A 2201-nucleotide genomic window follows, 5' to 3' on the forward strand; every position below is an offset into this window, starting at 1 on the left:
TCGTGATGGCGATTCACGACGGGCAGCAGACGATGTTCGACGACGTGCATGTCGTGTGGGCACTGGCGCGCTTCTTCGGCGTGCGCCGCACGATTGGCCAGTTGTTGCGCGGGCTGATTCTCGAAACGGAAATTCCGGCGCCGAAGCGCTCGCAGATCCTCGTCGCGCATTGCGCAACCGACGAACGGCAGCGTGGCACGGGGATCTTCAGCGCACTGTTGCGCGACGCGCTGGACACCGGTGCATTGCCGGTCGACGCTAGTCGCGATGTCGTGCTCGACGTGCTGACCCGCAACGTGCGGGCCCGCGCGCTGTACGAACGGCTCGGATTCACCGCGCTGCCGCGGCCGCGCGCCCGTTCGCGCCGGCTGCCGGCCGAACTCGATTCGATCCGGATGCGGTTGTCGCGCCGCGCCTGACGGTGCGAATGACCGCCCGTTGCGCTACTTGTGCCGCGGGCTGAACGGCCGCTGCTGCACATCGGCGCCCTGCGCGACGATCGCCATGCTTTCCGGCACTTCCTCCCACGCACCCCGCAAGTCGACGAGCGGCTCGGACACGACCATGAACGCGTCGTCGCCGGCTTCGGCGATGCGCGGGTTGTGCGGATACAGCTCGTGCAGGTGCTTGAACGAGGTGCTGTGGAACAGCGAGCGTGACTGCCGTTCGCTCGAGTAGCGCACCGCGATGATCCGTTCACCGTCGGTCGCGCAGATCGTCATGTTGAGCGGGTCGGTCACGCGATGTCGCGCAGCGGTTTCCTCGACCACGCCGACCATCCGCTCGAGCGCCGGCAGCGGCGTCTGCTCGAGGCCGTAGGTCAGCGCGAGGCGGAACATCAGTTCGGAGTCGGTCGAGCCTTCAAGCGTCGGGAACAGCGCGGGATCGACCTTCATCGTCAGGTCGCGGCGCAGCTTGTGGAAGTCGCGAATCAGCCCGTTGTGCGCGAACAGCCAGCGGCCGTGGCGGAACGGGTGGCAGTTGGTTTCCTGCACGGGGGTGTCGGTGGCCGCGCGGATGTGCGCGATGAACATCCGCGAGCGGATCGCGCGCGCGGCTTCGCGCAGGTTGCGGTCGTTCCACGCGGGATGCACGGAGCGGTAGCGGAACGGGAGTTCTTCGGGGCGCCCGTACCAGCCGATGCCGAAGCCGTCGCCGTTGGTGGTCGTCGCTCCCAGCTCCGAATGCAGGCTCTGGTCGATCAGCGAATGCTTCGCGCGGAACAGTACGGTTTCGAGATGAATCGGATTACCCGTATAGGCGAGCCAGCGGCACATGGAGCGCTCCTTCACGATGGATCGTTCGCAGCATGGTAGCCGACTTCGTGGCGCATCCGCGCCTGGGCGCACGCGGCCAGTCATTCGGGCAGGTACGCTGGCCAATCTTCATACATCGGTTGCCTGCCCGGAGGCGCGATGCGCGACCGGGCGGCCATGCAGCCAATGCGGCCGGACGCCGCCACCTGACGGCAGCGCCGCAGCCGTCAAGTTCACTCGCCGAGCGCGTCCATCACGCGCGCCGAATAGACGAGCGCCGCACCCGCGTTCAGCGCAATTGCCACGCCGAGCGCTTCCGCCACTTCTTCCTTGGTCGCGCCATGCTTGGCCGCTTCCGCGGTGTGCACGGCGATACAGCCGTCGCAGCGCGTCGTGACGGCGACCGCCAGCGCGATCAGTTCGCGCGTCTTCGCGTCGAGGTGGCCCGTCTTGGCGCCGGCGCCTGACAGCGCCTTGTAGCCGGCCAGCGTATCGGGCGACAGCTTGGCGATCTCGCCGATGCGCGTCGAGAGTTCCTTCCGGTATTCGTTCCAGTTCAGCATGATGCGTCCTTTCGAGTCGGGGTGAGGAGGGCGGCGGGCGCCGCGATCTCGGGCGATGCAGGGCTATTCTGATCGTTCGCGCTGAGGGTTTCGATACGCTAGAGTGTCAATTTTTAGCGCAATCGTCTCATGGATGCATTGAGTCAACTCCTGTCGCTGGGCCGCAGCCATGTCGAACTCGACGTGCGCTGCCTGCTCGACGGGCCGTTCGCGATGCCGCACGACCCGCTGCCGTCTGGCGAGGCGGCGTTTCACCTGGTGCTGGCCGGAACCTGCCGGCTGCGTACCGCGGACGGGCGCACGCTGCAGCTCGCCGAAGGCGATTTCGTGCTGCTGCCCGCGGGTGGCGCGCACGACCTGCTCGACGCAGGGGCCGGCCGGT

The 2201-nt window shown here is 67.3% G+C and carries 4 protein-coding genes; 2 read left to right on the forward strand and 2 right to left on the reverse strand.

Features of this window, described 5'->3' with window-relative positions:
- Window positions 1-419, forward strand: a 419-nt coding sequence (locus tag G3N93_RS38255; protein ID WP_206135359.1) for a GNAT family N-acetyltransferase, incomplete at its 5' end; no start/stop codon positions are given.
- A 24-nt stretch (window positions 420-443) separates the two neighbouring features.
- Here G3N93_RS38255 and G3N93_RS38260 read toward each other — a convergent pair.
- Complete coding sequence (locus G3N93_RS38260; protein WP_174984212.1) at window positions 444-1277, reverse strand: class II glutamine amidotransferase; 834 nt, start codon at window positions 1275-1277, stop codon at window positions 444-446.
- Window positions 1278-1489: 212 nt separating this feature from the next.
- Window positions 1490-1819, reverse strand: a complete 330-nt coding sequence (locus tag G3N93_RS38265; protein WP_011351062.1) for a carboxymuconolactone decarboxylase family protein — start codon at window positions 1817-1819, stop codon at window positions 1490-1492.
- Window positions 1820-1948: 129 nt separating this feature from the next.
- On the opposite strand from G3N93_RS38265, the gene G3N93_RS38270 reads away from it, so the two are divergent.
- The coding region (locus G3N93_RS38270; RefSeq protein ID WP_206135360.1) for a cupin domain-containing protein at window positions 1949-2201 on the forward strand (253 nt) is incomplete at its 3' end.

The sequence above is a fragment of the Burkholderia sp. Se-20378 genome (genome assembly GCF_017104665.1).
Lineage (GTDB): Bacteria > Pseudomonadota > Gammaproteobacteria > Burkholderiales > Burkholderiaceae > Burkholderia > Burkholderia lata.